Annotated in this window: 14 protein-coding genes and 1 pseudogene; 6 read left to right on the forward strand and 9 right to left on the reverse strand. The window is 72.0% G+C overall.

The features are described from left to right. The first annotated feature begins 25 nt into the window (after positions 1-25). Positions 26-400, forward strand: coding sequence for a hypothetical protein (locus tag ACWCWD_RS21295; protein ID WP_450774535.1), 375 nt, complete (start codon positions 26-28; stop codon positions 398-400). A gap of 95 nt (positions 401-495) precedes the next feature. Here ACWCWD_RS21295 and ACWCWD_RS21300 read toward each other — a convergent pair whose 3' ends face one another. The 3 genes from ACWCWD_RS21300 to ACWCWD_RS21310 form a co-directional block, all read right to left on the reverse strand. Beyond that, on the reverse strand, positions 496-1,065 hold the full coding sequence (locus tag ACWCWD_RS21300; protein WP_450774537.1) for a hypothetical protein: 570 nt from the start codon (positions 1,063-1,065) through the stop codon (positions 496-498). A gap of 198 nt (positions 1,066-1,263) precedes the next feature. Beyond that, positions 1,264-2,118, reverse strand: a complete 855-nt coding sequence (locus ACWCWD_RS21305; RefSeq protein WP_450774539.1) for a MurR/RpiR family transcriptional regulator — start codon at positions 2,116-2,118, stop codon at positions 1,264-1,266. 188 nt (positions 2,119-2,306) lie between these two features. Beyond that, positions 2,307-3,014, reverse strand: coding sequence for a B3/B4 domain-containing protein (locus ACWCWD_RS21310; RefSeq protein WP_450774541.1), 708 nt, complete (start codon positions 3,012-3,014; stop codon positions 2,307-2,309). Between the two features lie 230 nt (positions 3,015-3,244). Between ACWCWD_RS21310 and ACWCWD_RS21315 the strand changes: the two genes are divergently transcribed. Continuing rightward, entirely contained in the window at positions 3,245-3,820 is a 576-nt protein-coding gene (locus ACWCWD_RS21315) for a cupin domain-containing protein (RefSeq protein ID WP_450774543.1), read from the forward strand. Between the two features lie 519 nt (positions 3,821-4,339). On the opposite strand, the gene ACWCWD_RS21320 is transcribed toward ACWCWD_RS21315, so the two are convergent. Beyond that, on the reverse strand, positions 4,340-5,743 hold the full coding sequence (locus ACWCWD_RS21320) for a cystathionine beta-synthase (protein ID WP_450774545.1): 1,404 nt from the start codon (positions 5,741-5,743) through the stop codon (positions 4,340-4,342). A gap of 156 nt (positions 5,744-5,899) precedes the next feature. On the opposite strand from ACWCWD_RS21320, the pseudogene ACWCWD_RS21325 reads away from it, so the two are divergent. The 3 genes and pseudogenes from ACWCWD_RS21325 to ACWCWD_RS21335 all read left to right on the forward strand — a co-directional run. Then, positions 5,900-6,868: pseudogene (locus ACWCWD_RS21325) on the forward strand (SGNH/GDSL hydrolase family protein); the annotation flags it as partial. A gap of 537 nt (positions 6,869-7,405) precedes the next feature. Beyond that, positions 7,406-8,626 (forward strand): acetyl-CoA C-acetyltransferase, encoded by a 1,221-nt coding sequence (locus ACWCWD_RS21330; protein ID WP_450774547.1) that lies wholly within the window; start codon positions 7,406-7,408, stop codon positions 8,624-8,626. Positions 8,627-8,932: 306 nt separating this feature from the next. After that, entirely contained in the window at positions 8,933-9,841 is a 909-nt protein-coding gene (locus ACWCWD_RS21335; protein ID WP_450774549.1) for a hypothetical protein, read from the forward strand. A 70-nt stretch (positions 9,842-9,911) separates the two neighbouring features. Here ACWCWD_RS21335 and ACWCWD_RS21340 read toward each other — a convergent pair whose 3' ends face one another. Together ACWCWD_RS21340 and ACWCWD_RS21345 are read right to left on the reverse strand one after the other, a co-directional pair. Beyond that, positions 9,912-10,229 (reverse strand): hypothetical protein, encoded by a 318-nt coding sequence (locus ACWCWD_RS21340; protein WP_450774551.1) that lies wholly within the window; start codon positions 10,227-10,229, stop codon positions 9,912-9,914. A 119-nt stretch (positions 10,230-10,348) separates the two neighbouring features. Further along, positions 10,349-11,212, reverse strand: coding sequence for a Bax inhibitor-1/YccA family protein (locus ACWCWD_RS21345; protein WP_450774553.1), 864 nt, complete (start codon positions 11,210-11,212; stop codon positions 10,349-10,351). Positions 11,213-11,591: 379 nt separating this feature from the next. Between ACWCWD_RS21345 and ACWCWD_RS21350 the strand changes: the two genes are divergently transcribed. Then, the gene (locus ACWCWD_RS21350; RefSeq protein ID WP_450774554.1) at positions 11,592-12,365 is read left to right on the forward strand and encodes an SDR family NAD(P)-dependent oxidoreductase; all 774 of its coding nucleotides are present in this window, start codon (positions 11,592-11,594) and stop codon (positions 12,363-12,365) included. Positions 12,366-12,489: 124 nt separating this feature from the next. Here the strand turns inward: ACWCWD_RS21350 and groL are convergent, their stop codons facing one another. From groL to ACWCWD_RS21365, 3 genes are all read right to left on the reverse strand, one after another. Then, positions 12,490-14,112, reverse strand: a complete 1,623-nt coding sequence (groL, locus tag ACWCWD_RS21355; protein ID WP_266705118.1) for a chaperonin GroEL — start codon at positions 14,110-14,112, stop codon at positions 12,490-12,492. Positions 14,113-14,210: 98 nt separating this feature from the next. Then, entirely contained in the window at positions 14,211-14,519 is a 309-nt protein-coding gene (gene groES / locus ACWCWD_RS21360) for a co-chaperone GroES (RefSeq protein ID WP_028439209.1), read from the reverse strand. 354 nt (positions 14,520-14,873) lie between these two features. Next, entirely contained in the window at positions 14,874-15,830 is a 957-nt protein-coding gene (locus tag ACWCWD_RS21365; RefSeq protein ID WP_450774557.1) for a polysaccharide deacetylase family protein, read from the reverse strand. Between the last annotated feature and the right edge of the window lie 136 nt (positions 15,831-15,966).

Consider the following 15,966-nt stretch of genomic DNA (forward strand, 5'->3'; position numbering starts at 1 on the left):
GGTCAGGGAAAGGAAACGAGCACTCATGGCCAACACCGAAACCGCGCTCAAGGAAGCGATGACGTCCATCGAGGGATCCCTCGGTGTCGCTCTCGTCGACTACACCAGCGGCATGGCTCTGGGCACCCTCGGCGGCGGCAAGGACTTCAACCTCGAAGTCGCTGCCGCCGGGAACACCGACGTCGTCCGCGCCAAGCTGCGCACCATGGAGCACCTCGGCCTCAAGGACGAGATCGAGGACATCCTGATCACGCTGAGCGGTCAGTACCACATGATCCGGCTGCTCAAGACCCGCGGCAGCAACGGGCTCTTCCTCTACCTGGTCCTGGACGCCAACCGCGCCAACCTCGCGATGGCCCGCCACCAGCTGAAGCGGATCGAGGCCGACTTGGAGGTCTGAGGACCGCCGGAACCGGCCCGGACGCGCGGATGCCGCCGCCCCTTCCGTGCGAAGGGGACGGCGGCATCGGCATGTTCGGCCCAAGCCCGGCCCGGTCAGACGGTGACCCGGCGCGCGCCGCCGGCCCGCGCGTCGCCCGCCACCGGCCCGGTCGTCCGGTACCCCTTCACCTTCTTGCCGGCGGGCCGGCCGCGCTCCACCCAGTCCGTACGCACCCAGTAGAGGACGTCCTCGCGCTGCTCAAGACGCCCGACGCGTACGGCCCGCAGCAGCAGCCCCGCACCCGCGCCGGCCAGCACCATCCCACCGGCCCCCGGCAGCAGGAAGCCGAGGCCGAGGGCGACCAGGAAGGCGCCGAGCAGCCACCACCGGTGGGTCCGCCGCCAGTTCCGCAACGTCACGGCCCGGTCCTGGAGCACGTCGGTGCGCCCCGCCCGGGCGGACCCCTTCGCCAGCTCCGCGTACCGCTTGACCCCGACCGTCGCCACCAGGGCGAGCGTGATGATGAAGAGCGCCGCGCCCGTGAGCAGCCCGATCCGGCGGCCCGTCCCGGCGGGGACGAGCGCCCCCACGACGACGACCAGGAGACCCGGCCACCACAGGGGTGCGGCCCCGGCCCGCACGATCACGGCCACCCTCGCCAACGACTGCGCCCCGCGCCCCATGTCCGTACCCCTCTCCGCGTACCCACCGGCGCCTCAGGGGTGTCCCTGGGCCGGTTCCTCTGGGCGCGGAGATTAGTGGGTTTATCTGAGTCCTGTCTGAGAATCGGGACATCACACAGGTAGGCGGGTGCTGCCGATGAACAGCCGTCCCCCCACTCCGCCGAAGGGACGGCCCCGACTCCACTGAGGGGACGGCCCCTACTCCACGAACAGCCCCCGCGCCGCCGCCCGTGCGTCGAAGGACTCCAGCCGGGCCTGCGCGTCCGGCAGTCCGTCGCACATCGCCTCAAGCAGGACCCGGCCGAGCAGCATCGGGGCGCAGGCGGTGTCGAAGGCGAGGCCGGTGCCGACCGGGGCCGGGACGAGGAGGTCGCTGAGTGCGGCGACCGGGGCGAAGACCGAGTCGGCGACGGTCACCGTGGTGAGTCCCTGCTCGCGGGCGTGGCCGAGCGCGTCCAGGGTCTCCCTCGGGTGGCGGGGCAGCGCGAAGCAGAGGAGCACCTCGGCACCGGCCCGGCGGGCGGAGTCGATGCGGTCGTGCAGCATCGAGCCGCCCTCGTCGAGCACCCGGACGTCGGGGTGCACCTTCGCGGCGAAGTAGCCGAACCCGCGTGCCTGCGCGGACGCGGCGCGCAGCCCGAGCACCGGGAGCGGGGTCGACGCGGCGAGCAGCCGTCCGGCCCGCTCCACCGGTTCGGGGTCGGCGAGGAGTTCGGAGAGGTGGCGCAGGTTCTCGATCTCGGCGTGGACAGCCTGTTGGTAGGCGTTGTACGTGTACGGGTCCTCGGCGCCGGCCTCCCCGTCGGTGCCGGCGGGCACGGTCTCCCGCAGGTGCCGGCGGAGCGACGGGTACCCGTCGAAGCCGAGCGCCACGGCGAACCGGGTCACGGAGGGCTGGCTGACTCCGGCCAGCTCGGCGAGTTCGACGCTGGACAGGAAGGGGGCGTCGGCGGCCCGGCGTACCAGGGAGTGGGCGATCCGGCGCTGGGTCGGTGTGAGCCGCCGCCCCTCGAAGAGCCGCTGCAACCGTGCCGCGGGTCCGCTCCCGCCCATGCTCCGCCTCCGTACGTCCGTCCCCGTCGCGGCGCGGGCATGAACGCGATCCGCCGCCGTCGCGTCCATTCAGCCAGCAAGCGGAGTGCATGTCCATATACAGAGGAGCGGCGGGCAGCGGTTCCGGTCGGCGCGGTCGTACCGGCGGCGTCCGGCACGGTGAGCGGCTTCGCCGACGCGCCGTGCGCTCAGGCGGTGACCTGCGGGTGGGCCGGATCGAGGTAGTGGACGGTGCTCCCGGTGGAGTGCTCGGCGAGAAGGTCCCGCAGTTCGGCGGCGGCGGTCTTCAGAAGGTGGCCGTCGCGGGTGGCGTGGAGGGTTTCGAGGACGAAGGCGACGTGGGTGGAGTCGTCGGTGACGCGGGTGCGGTGGGCGTCGCGGTGGTTCCAGTGGCGGGTGAGGACGTCGGTGGTGTCGGTGTAGATGATCTCCCCGGCCTTGGGGTTCTCGGCCGTGCCGGGTTCGCCGAGCGGCGTGAAGGATTCGCTGCCGTCGGCGTAACGGATCTCGACGTCACCGGTGACGCGGTCGAGGTCGAAGGCTCCGGCCGGCAGGCCGTGGCGGACGGAGACGGCGTTGTAGGAGTCGACGGCCGCGTTGATCCGGGGCAGGGTGCCCTTCTTCGCCAGGCGGCGGCCGAGGGCGTCGACGCTGGGGCGGACGCGGCGGGGGTTGGTGCCGAAGGAGCGGTAGGCGGTGTGCCACGCCTCGATACGCGGGTCGCTTTCGTCGGCGGGCGCCCAGGTTCCGGCGGCGAGCCGTTGCTCCAGGTCTTCCTGGGCGGCGGTGGTCGCGGGCCAGGGTTCGTGGCCGCGCAGGCCGGTGGCGGTGACGACGGCGACGAGGGTACCGGGGAAGGCGTCGGCGACGGCGGGGCTGAGGCGGAAGGTGGTCATCGCGAAGGGGATCCGTTCCGGGAGTGGAGGGCCGGGTGGCAGGGGCAGGAAGTCGGCGCGTCCACAGGCCGGGGAGCTACCCAGGTTCAGCAGCGGAGCGATCACGGAGGTACATCCCTTACCATCATCAGAACGACTACACCGTACAACGCACCGACCGTAATGCGCCAATCGAACGACCGCACGGTGCAGCGCACTGAACTGTTCCACTGACCGAGAGGGTGGCGGCGATGGCCGAGACCGAAGCGGCGCTGCGGACGCTCGCACACAACGTCCGCGCGGCACGCACCCGCGCCGGCCTGTCACTGGACGAACTCGGCCGGCGCGCCAAGGTCAGCAAAGGTGCCCTGGTCGCCTTGGAAAAGGCACAGGGCAACCCGAACTTCGCCACTCTGGTCCGCCTCGCCGACACCCTCGGCGTCTCCGTCTCCGCGCTGATGGAGGGAAGCTCCGGGCAACGCGTCCGGGTGGTGAGCGCCGACACCGTCATGCCCCTGTGGAAGGGGGAGCGCGGCAGCGAGGCCCGGTTGATGCTGACCACCAGCGGCCCCGCGGCCACCGAGGTCTGGCGGTGGAAGCTGGAACCCGGCGAGGAGTACCCCAGTCACCCCCACCAGCCCGGTGTCGTGGAGACCGTCAGCGTCGTCACCGGACGCATGGTGCTGGTCGTCGACGGCGCCGAGCATCCCGTCGAGGCCGGACAGACCGCCACCTTCGACGCGGACCACGCGCACACCTACCGCGGCTCGGGCGCCGAACCCTGTCACCTGATCATGACCGTCCACCTTCCCCCGGGGCCCGCCTGAGGGGTGGCGCCGGTGGCCGTCCCATTGCCCGGGAGCCCCTTGCGCACGGCATCGGCGCGTCGGACGGGCGGCGGCCCTGTGACCCGCCGACCGGAGGACATGTCGGTCGCCCCGGCCCTTGAGCCCTCCGGCATACCTGCGCCAGGTACACGGCAGAAGGTGGCGTAAAGACGCCTAGGTGATGTCCGAACGCAACGGCGGCCGGCCGGTCGAAACCGGCCGGCCGTCGCCGGAAGCATGTCGCGGGGACCGCCGCACCCCCGGTCGCCCGGGGGGCGGGACGACGGCGGTCCCCGCGAGGGACGCGGTCCGGGTCAGGGCCGGGCACTCGCGTCCTGGCGACTTTGGAGGTCCGGGAGCCGCTCCGTAGTCCATGTCGCCGTCTGTGGTGCCGGCGGGTTTCCCTGCCGACACCCACCAATGTGCCGGACGCGTGTTAAGCGGGTGCTGCGCGGACGTGACGCGCTCGTACCAGTTCTGCGACGAGCCCCGACGGCATCGGACGGCGGCCCGGGAGGATCAGGCGGTGACGCCGCTCTCCTTCGCCAGGAAGGAGAGGAGATCCTGCCTGCTCACGACCCCCTTGGGCTTCCCCTCCACCAGCACGATCGCGGCGTCGGACCCGCCGGAGCCGCTGAGCACCGCCATCAGGTCCTCGACCGGTTCGCCGGATCCGACCTGGGGCAGCGGCGCCGACATGTGTTTCTCCAGCGGGTCGGTGAGCTGGGCCCGCTTGGTGAACAGGGCGTCCAGGAGTTCGCGCTCCACCACCGAGCCGACGATCTCGGCGGCCATCACGTCGGGGTGTCCGGCGCCCGGCTTCACGATCGGCATCTGGGAGACGCCGTACTCGCGCAGTACCTCGATGGCCTGGCCGACCGTCTCGTCCGGGTGCATGTGGACGAGCGAGGGCATCGGGCCCTCCTTGTGGGCGAGCACCGCGTCGACGCGGGCGGAGGGACCGGTGTCCTCCAGGAAGCCGTAGTCGGCCATCCACTCGTCGTTGAAGATCTTGCTGAGGTAGCCGCGTCCGCTGTCCGGCAGCAGGACGACCACCACGTCGTCCGGGCCGAGCCGCCGGGCGACCTCCAGGGCCGCGACGACCGCCATGCCGCAGGAGCCGCCGACGAGGAGCCCCTCCTCCTTGGCCAGGCGGCGGGTCATCTGGAAGGAGTCCTTGTCCGAGACGGCGACGATCTCGTCCGTGACGGTCCGGTCGTAGGCGGACGGCCAGAAGTCCTCGCCGACGCCCTCCACGAGGTACGGGCGCCCGGAGCCGCCGGAGTAGACCGAGCCCTCCGGGTCGGCGCCGACCACGGTGACCGCGCCGTCGCTGATCTCCTTGAGATAGCGGCCGGTTCCGGTGATGGTGCCTCCGGTGCCGACGCCCGCGACGAAGTGGGTGATCCGCCCCTCCGTCTGCTCCCACAGCTCGGGACCGGTGGTCTCGTAGTGGGAGCGCGGGTTGTTCGGGTTGGAGTACTGGTCGGGCTTCCAGGCTCCGGGGGTCTCACGGACCAGCCGGTCGGAGACGTTGTAGTACGAGTCGGGGTGCGAGGGATCGACGGCCGTCGGGCAGACGACGACCTCGGCTCCGTACGCGCGCATCACGTTGATCTTGTCCATGGACACCTTGTCCGGACAGACGAAGACGCACTTGTACCCCTTCTGCTGCGCGACGATCGCGAGGCCGACGCCGGTGTTGCCGCTCGTCGGCTCGACGATGGTGCCGCCGGGCCGCAGTTCGCCGCTCGCCTCCGCCGCCTCGATCATGCGCAGCGCGATGCGGTCCTTCACCGAGCCGCCGGGGTTGAAGTACTCGACCTTGGCCAGGACGGTCGCCTGGATGCCGGCCGAGACGCTTCGCAGCCTGACCAGCGGGGTGTTGCCGACAAGACTGATCATCGAATCGTGGAATTTCACCGTGTGCTCCGGGATCTCCGAGATGGTCCGGCTCAGAGTATGCGTACGGGCACCACATCGGGCGAAGCGATTGGACGCATCCCCCTGCGGGGCAGGTAGGTACGTGTACGGCTGAGTGGCGAGAAGGAGGTGGACCGCACGGTGTCGACGGCAAGAGTGGCACGGCGGATCGCGGCGGGCGCCGCGTTCGGCGGCGGCAGCATCGGGCTCATCGGGGCGGCGACGGTCGGCCTCGTCCTGGCCGAGGTGCAGCTCGCGAAGCGGCAGGTGGGCGGCGGTATCGCCCCGGTACCTCCGAGTGCGGACGGGCGGTACGGCGTCGCCTTCGCCGGGCCCGCCGACCCGCTCCGGCTGGCTCTGCTCGGTGACTCCACGGCGGCCGGTCAGGGGGTGCGGCGGGCCGGGCAGACCCCGGGGGCGCTGCTCGCCTCGGGTCTCGCGGCGGTCGCCGAGCGGCCGGTGGACATGCGCAACGTGGCCCTGCCCGGGGCCAGATCGGACGATCTGGAGCGGCAGGTGGCCCTGTTGCTGGCCGATCCGTCGGGTCACCCGGACGTGTGCGTGATCATGATCGGCGCGAACGACGTCACCCACCGGATGCCCGCCACGCAGTCGGTGCGCTACCTGAACACCGCCGTCCGCAGGCTGCGGACGGCGGGCGCGGAGGTGGTCGTGGCGACCTGCCCGGACCTCGGCACGATCGAGCCGGTCTACCAGCCGCTGCGGTACCTGGCCCGCCGGGTCAGCCGGCAGCTGGCGGCGGCCCAGACGATCGGCGCGGTGGAACAGGGCGGGCGCACGGTCTCGCTGGGCGATCTGCTGGGGCCGGAGTTCGAGGCGAACCCGCGCGAGCTCTTCGGCCCGGACAACTACCACCCCTCGGCCGAGGGGTACGCCACGGCGTCGATGGCGGTGCTCCCGACGCTCTGCGCGGCGCTCGGCCTCTGGCCGGAGACGGACCACCTCGACGGTTCGCGGCGCGAGGACATGCTGCCGGTGGCGAAGGCCGCGTCCCAGGCGGCCCGGGAGGCCGGTACGGAGGTCACGGGGGCGCGCGCTCCCTGGGCCCTGCTCAAGCACCGCAGGCGGCGGCGTCTCCCCGCGCACACGGAGCCCCACCCGCACCCGGCGGACCGGACGGAGGACCGGGCGACGGAGCACCCGGCGGACCACGCGCCGGAGCGCGCGCCGGACGGACGGGAGCCCGGGGAAACCGGTACGCCCCGAAGCCCGGGCCCGGGCACGGACACGGGCACGGACACGGGCACGGCTCACGGTTCCGGGTCCGGGTCCGGTCCCGGGTCCGGGTCCGGTCCCGGGTCCGGTTCCGGTCCCGCCGCACCCGGGGCGAACGCCGACGCCCGGGCGCGCGCGGCCCGGCGGCGCCCGTGAGGGGGACGGTGCGCACGGGGCGTGAACGGCCCGCCGGACCGCCCCGAACAGGCTGAGCAAGCGCTTAGAAAAGAGGCCCGCATCACACGGCCAGGCCGGTGACCCCGGCCTGGCCGCCGGGTAACTTCCCAGACAGTGATGCCGGAACGGTCCGGCGGGGGTCCGCCGTCGGCGGTGGTCCCGCCGGCCGCCCGACCGGCCGTCCGGTCGCGTCCCGCCCGGCCACGGCCGTACCGTCGTTGAGCCTTCCCCTCCCCATGGAGCCGCGTGATGCCCGAAGCCGTGATCGTCTCTGCCGCCCGTTCGCCCATCGGCCGCGCCTTCAAGGGGTCGCTCAAGGACGTCCGGGCCGACGACCTGACCGCCACCATCATCCGGACCGCGCTGGCGAAGGTCCCCGAGCTGGACCCGCGGGACATCGACGACCTGATGCTCGGCTGCGGCCTCCCCGGCGGCGAGCAGGGCAACAACCTGGGGCGCATCGTCGCCGTGCAGATGGGGATGGACCACCTGCCGGGCTGTACGGTCACCCGCTACTGCTCCTCCTCGCTCCAGACCAGCCGCATGGCGCTGCACGCCATCAAGGCCGGCGAGGGCGACGTCTTCATCTCCGCCGGTGTCGAGATGGTCTCCCGCTTCGCCAAGGGGAACTCCGACAGCCTGCCGGACACCCGCAACCCGCTCTTCGCCGAGGCCGAGGCGCGTACCGCCGCCCGCGCCGAGGCGACCGGCACCGACTGGCACGACCCGCGCGAGGACGGGCTGATCCCGGACGCGTACATCTCGATGGGGCAGACCGCGGAGAACCTCGCCCGGCTCAAGGGCATCAGCCGCGCGGAGATGGACGAGTTCGGCGTACGGTCCCAGAACCTCGCCGAGGAAGCCCTGAAGAACGGTTTCTGGGAGCGCGAGATCACCCCGGTCACCACGCCGGACGGCACGGTCGTCTCGAAGGACGACGGCCCGCGCGCGGGCGTCACGCTGGAGGGCGTCTCCGGGCTGAAGCCGGTCTTCCGCCCCGACGGCCTGGTCACCGCGGGCAACTGCTGCCCGCTCAACGACGGCGCCGCCGCCCTCGTGATCATGTCCGACACCAAGGCGCGCGAGCTGGGCCTGACCCCGCTCGCCCGGATCGTCTCCACCGGCGTCTCCGGCCTCTCCCCCGAGATCATGGGGTACGGGCCGGTCGAGGCCAGCAAGCAGGCGCTGAAGCGGGCCGGGCTGACCATCGACGACATCGACCTCGCCGAGCTCAACGAGGCCTTCGCCGCCCAGGTCATCCCCTCCTACCGGGACCTCGGCCTGCCGCTGGAGAAGGTCAACGTCAACGGCGGCGCCATCGCGGTCGGCCACCCCTTCGGCATGACGGGCGCCCGCATCACCGGCACCCTGATCAACAGCCTCCAGTTCCACGACAAGCAGTTCGGCCTGGAGACCATGTGCGTCGGCGGCGGCCAGGGCATGGCCATGGTCATCGAGCGCCTCAGCTGACCGGCTGATCGCGGCCGGGCGGAGGGAGCCCCTCCGCCCGGCCCCTCACGTGCGCCCGGCGCGGACCACCGCGGACCGCGGGCGAACCCCGCCGAGCCCGCACCGTGACCGAAACTGTCCCAGGATGTGATGTGCGTCTTCGGGAGTCATCGTTTCCGCAGGTCAGAGCGGATCGGCCAGATACGCCGGGACCAAAGACCCGTCCAGTTCATGACGTTTTGCACTGACGCTGAGCGGATGGACGGGACAAGCTGATGTAGGAAGTCGGGGGTATCGATAGAGACCGGGAGAATGTCAGTGAGCGCCATGTCGTTTGCCCTGTTGCTGACCACCGCCGCCGCCACGGCCGTGGGCGCCGCTGCCGTGCACTCCGCTCGCGGGCTGCACCGGCAGATCGCCGGGCTGCGCGACGAGCTCGCCAGGGACCGGGACCGCGCCCGTACGGTGCCCGCGCAGGGCCGTGCCGGTGCCGCGCCCGCCGACGAGATACGCGCGGCCGTGTCCGAGGCCCTCGCCGAGGAGCGGGAGCGCGAACTCGCCGAGGCGCGCGCCTTCTGGGCGGCGCAGGAGGCCCGTGACGCGGCCGACGCCCCGTCGCTGCTGGGCGGACTGGCCGGGCTGGGCGAGGACGCCTCGTACTTCCTGCCCCGGCAGGCGGACTTCGCCGGCCTGGAGGCGCTGACCTTCCCGTACGCCGAGGAGGCGGACGAGACCGACGAGACGGCGTACACCGCTTTCGCGGCCCGCCCCGCCCACCCCGAGGACGCGGCCATGAACGACGTGATGCAGGAGTTCACCGAGCCGGCGGAGGAGCCGGGGGCGGCGGAGTTCGCCGACGAGTCCCCCGAGCTGGCCGCCGCCCGCCGCCGTCACCCGTCCCACCCGGACTTCGTCCCGGTCCGGACGCCGGTGGTCACCGACCACGAGCGCACGGTCAACCGCCTGGAGGAGCTCGCCGACACGGGCACCGAGCTGGCGGACGTACGCCCCGGTCCGCTCGGCACCCTGGACGTGTACGTCTTCACCGACGGCACCACGCTCTGCATCACCCCGGGCCACCGGGAGACGGCCGAGCGGCTCGCGGACTCCCTGCGCGCGGGCGAGCAGCCGGTGCTGCTGGGCGGTTCGGGCGTCTCCGGCGCCTACGCGCTGACCTTCTCCTGCGGCACGGACAACGTCTACATCCTCGCGGACCGGGTCATCGCCTCGTTCTGACCCGGACCCGGACAGCTCCCGCGGAGGTCTCCGCGCCGGGCCCCGGGCTCCGGGGGCTGTCCCGCGGCCTTCAGGCGAAGGCCTCCGCCGCCGCCTCCGTCACGTACCGCACGGCCTCGTCCAGCTCCTCGGGCGGGGCCGTTTCCAATGCCACGGCCAGGTCGTGACCGGCGACGGCCACCTGGTCCCCGACGCCGAACATCCCGCCGTCCGGCATGACGTACGGCTCCCGCCCCGGCCGTTCCACGCGCTGCGCGCGGGCGCTCAGCTCCCGCGCGGCCTCCAGCGCCCGTGCGGCGGTGCCCTGCTGGAGGCGGCTCTGCGGGGCGGCCCGCAGCCGGTCGGCGAAACGGTCCACGGCAGTGATCAAGGGGGTTGTATCAAGCACTCCGCGACCCTACGCGCCCCGCACCCGCCCCGGCACACGCCCCGGCACATGCGGACGGCCCGCAGGCGGTGCCTGCGGGCCGTCCGTGGATCGGCGCGACGGGAGTCGGCGGTACGGGATCAGTCGTCGCCGCTGAGGATCGCGACGAGGCGCAGCATCTCCAGGTAGATCCAGACCAGGGTCACGGTGAGGCCGAAGGCGGCCGTCCATGCCTCCTCGCGCGGAGCGCCGTACGCGATGCCGTCCTCGACCACCTTGAAGTCCAGGGCGAGGACGCAGGCGCCGATCACGATGGCGACGATGCCGAAGACGACACCGAGCGCGCCGCTGCGGAAGCCGAGGCCGTCGCCGCCGCCGAAGACGGCGAAGAGGGCGTTGACGAGCATCAGCAGCACGAAGCCGATCAGGGCGGCCATGACGAAGCCGTAGAAGCGGCGGGTCACCCGGATGAGGCCGGTCCGGTACGCGAGCAGGACGCCGCCGAAGACGGCCATGGTGCCGAGCACGGCCTGCATGGCGGCGCCGGGGCTGACGTAGGCGTCGACGACGTTGCTGACGACGCCGAGGAAGATGCCCTCGAACGCCGCGTAGGCCAGGATCAGCGGCGGGGACGGCTTGCGCTTGAACGAGTTGACCATCGACAGGACGAAGCCGATGATCGCGGCTCCGGCGGCGATGCCGTAGGACGTGCCGAGGTTCTCGGTGTCGATCGGCAGGAGCCACCAGGCGAGCACGGCGCCGACGACGACCGTGCCGAGCGTCATCGCGGTGCGGCTGACGACGTCGTCGATGGTCATCGCACCGGAACGGACTCCGGGCGGCGTCTGCTGTGCGTAGGGGTTGGTGGCGTACGGATGGGCGGTGCCCTGCGCGTAGGGGTTCTCACCCGTGACGGTGGCCCCGGCCTGCGGCGCCGCGTACCCCGCGGTACCGCTGTCGCGGCTGAACCCACGTCGCGAGAAGACCGGGTTGCTGCTCCTCATCTCACTCCTCCATGGCCACACAGCGTGGCCTTGCGACAAGAGTAATGGGTAGGCAAAGGATGCACCCTCGTGCCGAGGGAGGATCTTTACGGCTTCGGAACGCCGCGTCACCCTCCTCCCCGCACCGCGCCCTCCGCCCCCGCCGTCCCTCTGTCCGTTCCCGTTTTCCGGTCCCCTGCCCGGAAAGCGCCGGGACAACCCGTTCCGGGGAGGTCGTGGCGCACGCGGTGTTGACGTCCGGTGCCGGAGGGGCGGCACCCGCCCCGGGTGCCGTACGTCAACCGGCCGCCCACCGCGCGCACCGGCGGCGGCGGCCCGCGCACCGGCGACGGTGGGACGGGTGCGCGGGGAGCGGGGCGGGACCACTAACGTGCCGCGCATGACGACTGCACTGATTACCGGCGCGACGGCGGGCATCGGCGCCGCGTTCGCGCGGCGGCTCGCGGGACAGGGGCACAACCTCGTGCTGGTCGCCCGGGACACCGAGCGGCTGCGGGACCAGGCCACCGAACTGCACGACCGGCACGGCATCGAGGCCACGGTGCTCACCGCCGACCTCTCCCGGGACGCCGGGATCGCGGCCGTCGAGGAACGCCTCCGCGACCGCGGCCATCCGGTCGAACTCCTCGTCAACAACGCGGGCTTCGGCAACAAGGGGCGCTATCTGGAGGTGCCGCTCGACGACGAGCTGGCGATGCTGAAGGTGCACTGCGAGGCGGTGCTGCGGCTGACCTCGGCGGCGGCGGCCGGGATGCGCGAGCGCGGCCGGGGCGGGATCGTCAACGTCGCCTCGGTCGCGGCGTTCGTCCCCCGCGGTACGTACGGGGCGTCGAAGGCGTGGGTCGTCCAGTTCACCCAGGGCGCCGCCAAGGACCTGGCCGGGTCCGGGGTGCGGCTGATGGCGCTCTGCCCCGGCTTCGTACGGACGGAGTTCCACCAGCGGGCCGGGATGGGCACCGGGAACATCCCCGGCTGGATGTGGCTGGACGTCGACAGACTGGTGACCGCCGCCCTGGCCGACCTGGCGCGCGGCCGGACGGTGTCGGTGCCGGACGCCCGGTACAAGGCGCTGATGGGGCTGGTGAAGGTGACCCCGCGCAGTCTGCTGGGCGAGATGACCTCGCGGACGGGACGCAAGTACGGCCCGAAGTGAGGATCCGGACCCGGGCGGGACGCCGGCCCCGGTCGGGCCGGGACGCGGCGAAGCCGGTGCCCCCGCGACGGGGGCACCGGCTTCGTGCCGCTCACCGGCCCGGGGGCCGGTGAGCGGGGCGGTACTAGTGGGAGTGACCGTGGCCGTGACCGGCCTCGGCCTCTTCCTCGGCCGGCTTCTCGACGACCAGGGTCTCGGTCGTGAGCAGCAGCGACGCGATGGACGCGGCGTTCTCCAGGGCGGAGCGGGTGACCTTGACCGGGTCGATGACGCCGGCCTTGATCAGGTCGCCGTACTCGCCGGTGGCGGCGTTGAAGCCCTGGCCCTTGTCGAGGTCCGAGACCTTCGAGGTGATGACGTAACCCTCGAGGCCGGCGTTCTCGGCGATCCAGCGCAGCGGCTCGACGGCGGCGCGGCGCACGACCGCGACACCGGTGGCCTCGTCGCCGGTCTTGCCGAGGTTGCCCTCCAGGACCTTGACGGCGTGGACGAGGGAAGAGCCACCACCGGAGACGATGCCCTCCTCGACCGCGGCGCGGGTCGCGGAGATGGCGTCCTCCAGACGGTGCTTCTTCTCCTTGAGCTCGACCTCGGTGGCGGCACCGACGCGGATCACGCACACGCCGCCGGCTAGCTTCGCGAGGCGCTCCTGGAGCTTCTCGCGGTCCCAGTCGGAGTCCGTGTTCTCGATCTCGGCCTTGATCTGGTTGACGCGGCCCTTGACGTCACCGGCGTCGCCGCCGCCGTCGACGATGGTCGTGTCGTCCTTGGAGACGGTCACGCGGCGGGCGGTGCCCAGCACGTCCAGACCGGCCTGGTCGAGCTTGAGGCCGACCTCCTCGGCGATGACGGTCGCACCCGTGAGGGTGGCGATGTCGCCGAGCATGGCCTTGCGGCGGTCACCGAAGCCCGGGGCCTTCACCGCGACGGCGTTGAAGGTGCCACGGATCTTGTTGACGACGAGGGTGGAGAGCGCCTCGCCCTCGACGTCCTCGGCGATGATCAGCAGGGGCTTCGAGCCGCCGGCCTGGATGACCTTCTCCAGCAGCGGGAGCAGCTCCTGGATCGAGCCGATCTTGCCCTGGTGGATCAGGATGTACGGGTCGTCGAGGACGGCCTCCATACGCTCCTGGTCGGTCACCATGTACGGGGACAGGTAGCCCTTGTCGAAGGCCATGCCCTCGGTGAACTCGAGGTCCAGACCGAAGGTGTTGGACTCCTCGACGGTGATGACACCGTCCTTGCCGACCTTGTCCATCGCGTCCGCGATGAGCTCGCCGACCTGCGGGTCCTGCGCGGAGAGCGCGGCCACGGCGGCGATGTCGGACTTGTCCTCGATCGGACGGGCGGTCGCGAGGAGCTCCTCGGACACGGCCTTGACCGCGGCGTCGATGCCCTTCTTCAGGGCGGCCGGGGAGGCACCCGCGGCGACGTTGCGCAGACCCTCGCGGACGAGCGCCTGGGCGAGGACGGTGGCGGTGGTGGTGCCGTCACCGGCGACGTCGTTGGTCTTGGTGGCGACCTCCTTCACCAGCTGGGCACCGAGGTTCTCGAACGGGTCGTCGAGCTCGACCTCGCGCGCGATGGTGACACCGTCGTTGGTGATGGTGGGCGCGCCGAACTTCTTGTCGATGACGACGTTGCGGCCCTTGGGGCCGATCGTCACCTTGACCGTGTCGGCAAGCTTGTTGACGCCGCGCTCAAGGGCGCGACGGGCGTCCTCGTCGAACTTCAGAATCTTCGCCATGGGCTGTTTTCCCTCTCGAACGAACTGCGCCCCTCGCCACCCGGCTTGTTATTTCGCAGGGGGCCAGGGGCGCAGAACACACAGCAAATGTGGGTGAATTACTTCTCGATGATCGCGAGGACGTCGCGGGCCGAGAGGACGAGGTACTCCTCGCCGTTGTACTTCACCTCGGTGCCGCCGTACTTGCTGTACAGGACGACATCGCCGGTCTTGACGTCGAGCGGAAGGCGCTCGCCGTTCTCGAAGCGGCCCGGGCCCACGGCCAGGACGACGCCCTCCTGGGGCTTCTCCTTGGCGGTGTCCGGAATGACCAGGCCGGAAGCCGTGGTCTGCTCGGCGTCGAGCGGCTGGACCACAATGCGGTCCTCGAGCGGCTTGATCGCAACCTTGGAGCTGGTGGTCGACACGATCCGGTCTCCCCCTTCGGAGATCTCACGGGGTTTAACAGTCTTGGGTCGCGCCGGGCCGGATCCGTCGTCGCGGGTGCCGGACCTGCCCTGTCGCGCGGTACTGCTGGCACTCTCCAGGGGGGAGTGCCAGCACCGAGACTATGACCGCGATTAGCACTCGGTCAAGCGGAGTGCCAATTCAGTACCCGTGCGTGGCGCCGCCCGCCCGCCGGGGCGGGCCGTCCGGGCGGCGGCGCGGCCGGGGACGCGCCCCCGACGCCGCGCCGGCCGGTCCCCCCGGGAGTCCGCGGGGACAACGCCGGGGCGGTACGCGGCGTTCCGGGCCGTGGCCTGCCGGACACCGCCCGGGGGTCAGACGTAGTCGTCCAGCCGGGCGACCGCGTACCCCTTCTCCGTGATGACCTTCATGACGTTGCGGACCATGTCGGCCATGGTCCCCTTCCACTGCGCGGGGCCCTGGAAGTGGGTGAGGACGATGTCGCCGGGGTGCAGGTCCCGGTCCCACTCCCGCCAGTCCATGTGGTCGGGGAACGCCTCTTCCGCCCACAGCGGCACGGCCTTGATCCCGCAGGACTTGGCGACGACGAGGGTGTCGCGGTTGTAGTTGCCGTACGGCGGGCGGAAGAGCACCGGCCGCTTGCCGAAGTGCTTCTCGATCCGGTCCTGCTGGTCGCAGATCTCCTTCTTCTGCTCGGCGTAGGAGAGCCCGGGCAGGTAGGGGTGGGTGAGGGTGTGGTTGTTGAGGGCGACGCCCTTCTTCTGCATCCCGGCGAAGTAGCCGTAGTCCTCGCTCGCGAGGTAGTCGCTGAGGAAGGCGGTGTACGGGATCTTCAGCTCGTCCATCATCCGGATGAACTCGGGATCCTTCTCGGCACCGTCGTCGATGGTGAGGAAGACGATCCGCTGGTCGGTGGGGACGGTCGTGAAGACCTGCGGCAGGTCCTCGCCGTCGTCGACCTCGAACCCCTCGCGGCTGGTGATCTCCGGCTTCTCGGCGGGCGGCGCCGGGGCGAGCAGCGGGACCTCGGCCAGCCCCCACTTCTTCGCGACGGCGACCCGCTGCGCCTGGCGCCGCTTCAGCTGTTCGGCGTACGAGACGAGGGCGCTGACCGGGCCGGCCTGCGGGGCGGCTCCGGCCGCCGGGCGGCCGCCCGCGCCCGCCGCGCCCTGGTGGGTCTGCTGGTCGGTCCCGGAGGGGCTCCGGCCGCATCCGGCGGCGAGGGCGGCGCCCAGCAGGGCCGTCAGGACGACCGTGCCGGATCTGCGCCACTTCACTGTGTTTTTTTCCTTTTGTCGTACTAGTTGCATGGCGCCGCATCCTGCCAGCCCGTCCCCCGGCCCCCCGGCCCGACACCGCCGCCCGTCCGGCCGCGTCCCCCGCCTGGCGCACAGCCCCGGCGGGACCGGAACCCGGGGACGCCGGGGGACGCCGCGGGACGCCGGG

This window comes from Streptomyces sp. NPDC001493 (genome assembly GCF_053597235.1).